1 protein-coding gene is annotated in these 8,824 nt (G+C 73.5%); it reads left to right on the top strand.

The window, feature by feature from the left end; all coding sequences use genetic code 11:
• Positions 1-9 precede the first annotated feature (9 nt).
• Positions 10-8,817, top strand: a complete 8,808-nt coding sequence (locus AB0M48_RS00175) for a type I polyketide synthase (RefSeq protein WP_363834599.1) — start codon at positions 10-12, stop codon at positions 8,815-8,817.
• Positions 8,818-8,824 lie beyond the last annotated feature (7 nt).

Raw genomic sequence — 8,824 nt, 5'->3', positions numbered from 1 at the left:
CCATGACCGATGCCCACCGAAGAGCAGTACGTCGATTACCTCAAGCGAATGGCGGCGGACCTGCGGGAGAGCCGTCGGCAGCTGCGGGAGTCCGAGGAACGCCAGGTCGAGCCGATCGCGATCATCGCGATGAGCTGCCGCTACCCCGGCGAGGTCCGTTCACCGCAGCAGCTGTGGGACCTCGTCAGCACCGGGGGCGACGCCGTCTCGCCGTTCCCCACCAACCGCGGCTGGGACCTGGACGGGCTCTACGACCCGGACCCGGAGCGCCAGGGCACGACCTACGTCCGCGAAAGCGGCTTCCTGCACGACGCGGACGAGTTCGACGCCGAGCTGTTCGGCATCTCGCCGCGCGAGGCCGAGGCGACCGACCCGCAGCAGCGGCTGCTGCTGGAGACCGCGTGGGAGGCCGTCGAGAGCGCCGGCATCGACCCGGCCTCGCTCAAGGGCAGCGCGACCGGCGTGTTCGCCGGTGTCACGAACACCGAGTACGCCACCCGCCTCACCGAGGTGCCGGGGGAGTACGAGGGGTACCTCGCCACCGGGACCCTGGGCAGCGTGGTGTCCGGCCGGATCTCCTACGTGCTGGGCCTGCAGGGGCCGTCGGTCTCGATCGACACGGCTTGCTCGTCGTCACTGGTGGCGCTGCACCTGGCCGCACACTCGCTGCGGACGGGGGAGTCCACCCTGGCCCTGGCGGGCGGGGTGACGGTCATGGCCAGCCCTGGCCCGTTCGTCGACTTCTCCCGCCAGCGCGGGCTGGCCGCGAACGGCCGGTGCAAGCCGTTCGCCGACGGCGCCGACGGCACGAACTGGGCGGAAGGCGCCGGCGTGCTGGTGCTGGAGCGGTTGTCCGACGCCCGGCGCAACGGCCACCCGGTGCTGGCCGTGATCCGCGGCAGCGCGGTCAACTCCGACGGTGCGTCCCACGGCCTGACCGCCCCGAACGGCCCGTCGCAGCAGCGGGTGATCCGCCAGGCGCTGGCCAGCGCGAGGCTCTCGCCGGCGGACGTGGACGCGGTCGAGGCGCACGGCACCGGCACGAAGCTCGGTGACCCCATCGAGGCACAGGCCCTGCTGGCCACCTACGGCCAGGACCGCACCGAGCCGCTGTGGATCGGGTCGGTCAAGTCCAACATCGGGCACACGCAGTGCGCCGCGGGTGTCGCCGGGGTCATCAAGATGGTCGAGGCGATGCGGCACGGCGTCCTCCCGGCGAGCCTGCACGTCGACCGGCCGTCCGGGCACGTCGACTGGTCGGCCGGAACGATCGCGCTGCTCTCCGAGCAGCGGCCGTGGCCGGAGACGGACCGGCCGCGCCGCGCGGGGGTGTCCTCGTTCGGCATCAGCGGTACCAACGCCCACGTCATCCTGGAGCAGGCGCCGGAAGAGCCGCTGCCGCCACGGGAGGTGCAGGCACCGGCCGTGGTGCCCTACGTCCTGTCGGGGGCGTCTCCCGCCGCGGTGCGCGCCCAGGCCGCGGCGCTGCTGCCCAGCGTGGACCAGATCCCCGACGAGCCCGTGGACATCGCGCTGTCGCTGGCCACCACCCGCGCGGCGATGGACCACCGCGCGGTCGTCGTCGGCGCCGGCCCCGACGAGCTGATCGCCGGGCTGCGCGCCGTGACCGACGGCGACGCCGGGGCGATCACCGGGTTCGCCACCACCGGAAAACTGGCCGTGCTGTTCAGCGGCCAGGGTTCGCAGCAGCTCGGCATGGGCCGCGAGCTGCACGGCGCCTTCCCGGCCTTCGCCACCGCGTTCGACGAGGTCTGCGAGTACCTGCCGGGTGTGCGCGACGTCGTGTTCGGCGACGACGCCGAGCTGCTGAACCGCACCGAGTTCGCCCAGCCCGCGCTGTTCGCCGTCGAGGTGGCGCTGTTCCGCCTGGTCACCTCGTGGGGTGTGGTCCCCGACCTGCTCGCGGGGCACTCGATCGGTGAGCTGGCCGCCGCCCACGTCGCGGGTGTGCTCTCCCTCGCCGACGCGGCGCGGCTGGTGCTGGCCCGAGGCCGCCTGATGCAGGCGCTGCCCGCGGGTGGAGCGATGGTGGCGGTCGAGGCGACCGAGGACGAGGTCCGCCCCCACCTCGGCGACGACGTGTGCCTGGCCGCGGTCAACGGCCCCCGTGCGGTCGTCCTGTCCGGCGCCGGGAAAGCCGTTCTCGCGGTGGCCGAGCGGTTCGCCGGCCGCCGCACCACGCGGCTGAAGGTCTCGCACGCCTTCCACTCCAGCCTGATGGACCCGATGCTGGCGGAGTTCGCGGAGGTCGCCCGCGACCTCACCTACGGCGAGCCCACCATCCCGGTCGTCTCCACGGTGACCGGTGAGCTCGCCGATAGGCTGACCGACCCGGCGTACTGGGTCGGCCACGCCCGCGAGGCGGTCCGCTTCGCCGATGCCGTCGAGACCCTGCACAAGCGCGGCGTGACTGCGTTCCTGGAGCTGGGGCCGGACGCCCCGCTGACCGCGATGGGTCGTTCCGCACTGCCGGACGGCGTGGTGTTCGCCGCCTCCCAGCGCAAGGACCGCGACCCGATCGAGGTGCTCGTCCGCGCGCTCGGCGCGTTGCACGTCAACGGTGTCGCCGTCGACTGGCCCGCCTACCTGGCCGGCACCGGTGCTCGCACCGTCTCCCTGCCGACCTACCCGTTCCAGCGGCGGCGCTACTGGCTGGAGGACGCCGGGGACGGCACGGCCGGCACCGGTGGCGACGACGCCCGGTTCTGGTCCGTCGTGGCGAGCGGTGACGTGGAGGAACTGGCCACCGAGCTGGACCTGCCCAACGCGCAGGCCCCTCTCGACGACGTCCTCCCGGCGCTGGCGCGCTGGCGCAGCTCCCGTGCCAACGAGTCCGAAGTAGACGCTTTGGGATACCGCGTGCACTGGAAGCCGTTCACGCCGGATTCGGCGGCGGCGTCCGGACGGTGGCTGCTGGTGTCCTCGCCGCGGTCCGCCGACTGGACCGAGGCCGCCGCGGCGGCACTGCGGGGAGCCGACGTCGAACGACTGGTGCTCGACGCACCCGACCGGGCCTCCGTGGCCGTCGCCTTGGACGGTGTCCCGGCGTTCGACGGCGTGCTCTCCCTGGTCGCGCTCGACGAGCACGAGAACGACGGCCTGTCCTTCGGCGCCGAAGCGACCCTGTCGCTGGTGCAGGAACTGGCAGCCCGTGAACTCCAGACTCCTTTGTGGACGGTGACGCGGCAGGCCGTGGCGACCGGCCCGCACGAGGCGCCCGCCTCCGCGGTCCAGGCCCAGCTCTGGGGTTTCGGCAGGGCCGCCGCGCTGGAACACCCGCGGTTGTGGGGCGGGCTGGTCGACGTTCCGGCCGAGCCGTCCGACCGGGTCAGCGCGCTGCTCGGTGCCGTGGTCGCGGGACCTCGCGGCGAGGACCAGGTCGCGATCCGCACGGCGGGTGCGTTCGGCCGTCGCCTGGCGCACGCCGAGAACACCGAGCCGCCGCGCTCCTGGAAGCCGCGGGGCACCGTCCTGGTGACCGGCGGCACCGGCGGTCTCGGCGGGGTGGTCGCCCGCTGGCTGGTCGAGACGGGCGCGGACCGCGTGGTGCTGGTCTCCCGCACCGGCGGGAACGCGCCGGGCGCTGAGTCCCTGCGGGAGGACCTGGGCGCCAAGGTCTCCATCGTCGCCTGCGACGTCGCCGACCGCGACGCGCTCGAGAACGTCGTCGCCGACGTCCGCGACGACCTGCGCGCCGTGTTCCACCTCGCGGGAGTCCTCGAGATCGGGCAGATCGAGACGATCGACCGCACGTCCTACACGGACGCGTTGCGCGCCAAAGTCTCCGGCACCCGGAACCTCGAAGAGCTCACCGACGGGCTCGACCTGGACGCCTTCGTGCTGTTCTCCTCGATCGCCGCGTCCGTCGGCAACCCCGCGCAGAGCGTGTACGGCGCCGCGAACGCCTACCTGGAAGCCGTCGCCCAGCAGCGCCGGTTCCGCGGTCTCCCCGCCACCTCCGTCGCCTGGGGGCGCTGGGGCGAGGTCGGCATGGGCGTCAGCGGTCAGGCGGACCAGTTGCTCAGCGACCTCGGAGTGCCGGCCATGGCACCGGATCTGGGCGTTCTCGCGCTGCGGCGCGCGCTCGGCCGGGAAGAGACCGCGCTGACCGTGGCGGCGTTCGAGTGGCCGAAGTTCGCACCACCGTTCGCGGCGCTGCGGCCGAGCCCTCTGCTCGCCGACCTGCCGGAGGTCGTGGCGATCGCCGAGGCCGACGCGCGGCGTGCGGAGGAGGGCGCCGAGGTCACCACGGCCTGGCGGACGCGGCTCGCCGGCATGCCCAGGGCCGAGCGTGAACGCGTGCTGCACCAGCTCGTGCTCACCCACACCTCCGCCGTGCTGGGCCACGAGGACGAGGTCAGCTCCCAGCAGCTGTTCACCAAGCTGGGCATCGACTCGCTCACCGCGGTGGAGCTGCGCGGCCGCCTCAACGCCGAGACCGGTCTCGCGCTCCCGCCCACCATCGTCTTCGACCACCCGAGCCCGGCCGCCCTGGCCGCACACCTGCTCGCCGAGCTCGGCCCGCGGGAACAGCCCTCGACGAAGGCCGCCGTGCGCGCGAACACCGCGCAGGGCCAGGAGATCGCCGTGGTCGGCATGTCCTGCCGCTTCGCCGGTGGCAGCGACACGATCGAGGACTACTGGCAGAACCTCGTCCAGGGCAAGGACCTCGTCAGCCTGGCGCCGGAGAACCGGTGGAACGCCGCCGACTACCTCGACCCGGACCGCACCGCGCCGGGCAAGGCCTACACCCAGCACGGCGCGTTCGTCACCGACATCGCGGGCTGGGACGCCGCGTTCTTCGGGCTCTCGCCGCAGGAGGCACGCCGCACCGACCCGAGCTTCCGGCTGCTGATGGAACTCGTCTGGGAGGCGCTGGAGGACTCCTCGCTGACCGCGGAGGAACTGCGCGGCAGCCGCACCGGCGTGTTCGCCGGGCTGATCGACACCATCCAGTACAGCATGCGCCAGCTGGAGGCCGACGGTGCCGAGGCCGGGGACGACCCGTACTTCGGCCTGGGCAGCTCGCTGTCCGCGGCCGCCGGCCGGATCGCGCACCAGCTCGACCTGCGCGGCCCCTGCCTGACCGTGGACACCGCGTGCTCCTCCGCGCTCAGCGCCATGCACCTGGCCGTGCAGAGCCTGCGCCGCGGCGAGTGCGACATCGCGATCGTCGGCGCCTCCTCCACGATGATCAACCCGGAGGTGTTCGTCCAGTCCTGCAAGATGAGCATGCTCGCCGCCGACGGCCGCACCAAGACCTTCGACGAGTCCGCCGACGGGTACGTGATCGGTGAGGGCGGCGGTGTGGTCGTCCTGCGCCGCACCCAGGACGTCGCGCCGGGACAGCGCGTCCGTGCGCTGATCCGCGGCACGGCGACCAACCAGGACGGCCGCAGCAACGGTCTCACCGCGCCCAACCGGGCCGCGCAGATCGCGGTCATCCGCGCCGCTCACGCCGACGCGGGCGTGCGGACCGACGACATCGGCTACGTCGAGGCGCACGGCTCCGGCACGCAGCTCGGCGACGCCATCGAGTTCACCGCGCTGCAGGAGGTCTTCGGCGAGCGCTCCGCGCCGGAGCCGCTGTACGTGGGCGCGGTCAAGTCCAACGTCGGCCACACCCTGGCCGCCGCCGGGATGGCCGGTCTGGTGAAGACCGTGCTGGCGCTGGAACACGGCGAGATCCCGGCCAACCTGAACATGACCACTCCCAACGCGGTCGTCACCCTGGACGGTCCCGTCCGGCCCGTGCAGACCGTGAGGCCCTTCCCCGCGGACGCCGGCGGTGTGCTGCGAGCGGGCGTCAGCTCGTTCGGCTGGTCGGGCTCGAACGTCCACTTCGTACTGGAGTCGGCGCCGCAGGGTCCGGAGCCGCGATCGGGACCGCCGTGGCAGCTGCTCACGGTGTCCGGACACAACGAGTCCAGCCTGCGCGCGAACGCCGTGGCGCTGGCCGATCACCTGGAGGCGCACCCGGAGCTGGAACTGGCCGACGTCGCGCACACCACCCAGGCCGGGCGCAGCGCGTTGCCGGTGCGGGCCGCACTGCCGGTGCGCGACACCGCGGACGCCATCGCGTCGCTGCGGGCGGGCGTCACCGGTTCGGTGGTCGAGGAGAAGCGCCGCTTCGGTCTTCTCCTCCCGGCGGACCCCGGCGCCTGGCGCGGCACCACCGAGGAGCTGTACCGCACCGAACCCGCGTTCAGCGCCGCGATCGACGAGTGCGCCGGCCTGCTCCACGGGCGGGTGGACCTGCTGGGCGCGCTGTACGGCGAGGCGGACGCCGACGAGCGGGCCGCCGTGTTCGCGGTCGAGTACGGCCTCGCCCGGCTGCTCGGCTCGCGGAACCTGGTGCCCGCCGTCGTGCTGGGCGCCGGAGTGGGGGAGTGCGTCGCCGCGGTCGTGGGCGGGATGCTGTCCCTGGCCGACGGCCTGGCGCTCGCTCTGGACGGGACGGTGCCCGCCACGGTCGCGGAGCCCGCGGTCACCGTCGTGTCATCGCGCACCGGCGCCGTGCTGACCGCCGCGGAGGTGAGTGACGCCGCCTACTGGGCGGACGAGTCCGATCGGATCGCCGACGGCCTGCAGGTGCTGGGCCGGCATGCGGACGTGCTCGTCGAGGTCGGTCCGGACCAGGCGAACGCCGTAGCCGCCAGTGGATCCGGGACGCCGGTGGTCAGCCTGCCGGTCGAGCCGAACCGCCGGTCGTGGCTCGCCGCGCTCGGTGCGCTGTGGGAACACGGCGTGCCGGTGGACTGGGCGAGCGGTGCCGGTGCGGACCGCGTGTTCGTCCCGCTGCCCTCGTACCGCTTCCAACGCACCCGCTACTGGCCTGAGGTCACGGAGAACGGCACCACCGGTTCGGCGGCGCCCGCGCTCACGGGCAACGCCACCGGTGCGGCGAACGCCGGGATGCCGTCGTACGACGGTCTGAAGGCCCACGTGCCCACCTGGCGGCGCGACAACAGCCGCCCTCTGCCCGCCGCGGCCGGACCACTGGTGCTCCTCGCCGAACCGGGCGAGTTCGCCGACAGGTTCGCCGCGCTGGCCAGGGAAGCCGGGCACGAGGTGGTTCACGCGCACACCCGGCCGCAGGGCCAGGAGGGCTATCGCGCTCTGCTGGCGGGCACCGCCGGGGAGCCGGTGCGGATCGTGCACGCCTACGGTCTCGCGGACACCGGTCAGGAAAGCGGCTTCTACAGCCTCATGCGGCTCGGCAAGGCCATCGGAACGGAATGCGCCAACCGGCGCGTCGAGTTGCTCAGCCTCGCCGCGAACGGGTTCGAGGTCCTCGACGGCGACGCGAAGGACCCGCACGCCGCGACCATCGCGGCGATCACGAGCGCCATCGCTGCGGAGTACCCGCTGGTCCGGTCGCAGTACGCCGACCTCGGACCGGACGGCGACCACGCCCGCCAGGCGCTGCGCGAGCTCGACGACCTGGCAGCGTCCACTTCGGACACCGTGGACGGTGTCGGCGTGGTCGCGTGGCGGCACGGCCGTCGCTGGGTGCGCGACTTCGAGGTGGTCGGGCTGCCGGAGGTCGCCGACTCCGATGCCTGGCGTCCCGGCGGTGTCTACCTCATCACCGGCGGCCTGGGCGAGCTCGGCCTGGCACTGGCGCGGCGCCTGGCCCCGCTCGGCACCAGGCTCGCGCTGGCCGGCCGGAAGGGGTTGCCGCCGGAGGAGACCTGGGACTCCTGGATCGCGGAGAAGGGCGTCAACGACAAGACCAGCGGCGTGCTCATGGCCGTGGCGGAGCTGCGTGCCCTGGGCGCCGAGGTGTTCGTCGCCCAGGCCGACGTCAGCGACCCCGCACAGGTCGCCTCACTGGTGCGGGAGGTGCGGTCGCACTTCGGCGAGTTGCACGGCGTCGTGCACGCGGCGGGTGTCGCGGGCGGTGGCCTGCTGCAGACCAAGACCGAGGAGCAGGCGGCCGCGGTGCTCGCGCCGAAGGTGGCGGGCACGCTCGCCCTGGCCGACGCGCTGCGCGAGGACCCGGTGGAACTGCTCGTTCTCTACTCGTCGGTGGCGAGCCTGACCGTGGGCGTCGGCGCGACCGACTACTCGGCGGCGAACGCGTTCCTCGACTCCTTCGCGGTCGTGGAGGCCAACACCGGCGGGGTCGCCAAGCGCGTCGTCTCGGTGGCGTGGGGACCGTGGCAGCTCGACCCCTGGACGTCGGCGGGCCTCGCCGGCTCGGCCGAGATGCAGGAGAGCTCCAAGCGGTTCCGCGAGGAGTTCGGCATCCCGACCGAGGAGGGGACCGAACTGCTGTCCCGCATCGTGGCCTCCGGCGAGTCGCAGGTGGCCGTGCTGTCGCTGGAGCTGTCCGACGCACTGGCCGCACTGGCCCAGCTCGACTCCCTCGACGCCCTGGTGGGCGGCGCGGCGGTCGACCTGTCCGACGACAAGCGCTATCCCCGTCCGGAGCTGCGCACCCCGTACGTGGCCCCGAGCACGCCGGCCGAGCAGCAGGTGGCCGAGATCTGGCAGGCCTGCCTGGGACTCGAGCAGGTGGGTGTCGACGACCGGTTCTTCGACCTCGGCGGCACCTCTCTGATCGGCCTGGTGGTGATCGGCCGCATCGGCAAGGAGCTCGGCGTCGAGCTGGCGCCGGCGATGTTGTTCGAGAAGCCGACCATCGCCGAGTTCGCGACCCTGCTCGCCGCGCCGGAAGCGGCGGCGGGGCCCGACCTCGCGGACGTGGCCGAGGACGCGTCCGCCCGTGGTGAACGCCGCCGGGCGCGCGCCGGAGACCTGCGCAGGCGCCAGACCGGAACCCGAAGGTGAGGAACAG

This window comes from Lentzea sp. NPDC051208 (assembly GCF_040682435.1).
In the GTDB taxonomy this organism is placed as follows: Bacteria; Actinomycetota; Actinomycetes; order Mycobacteriales; family Pseudonocardiaceae; genus Lentzea; species Lentzea kristufekii.
Note: the sequence above shows the minus strand (reverse complement) of the source record. Positions and strands in the feature narration are given on the sequence as shown.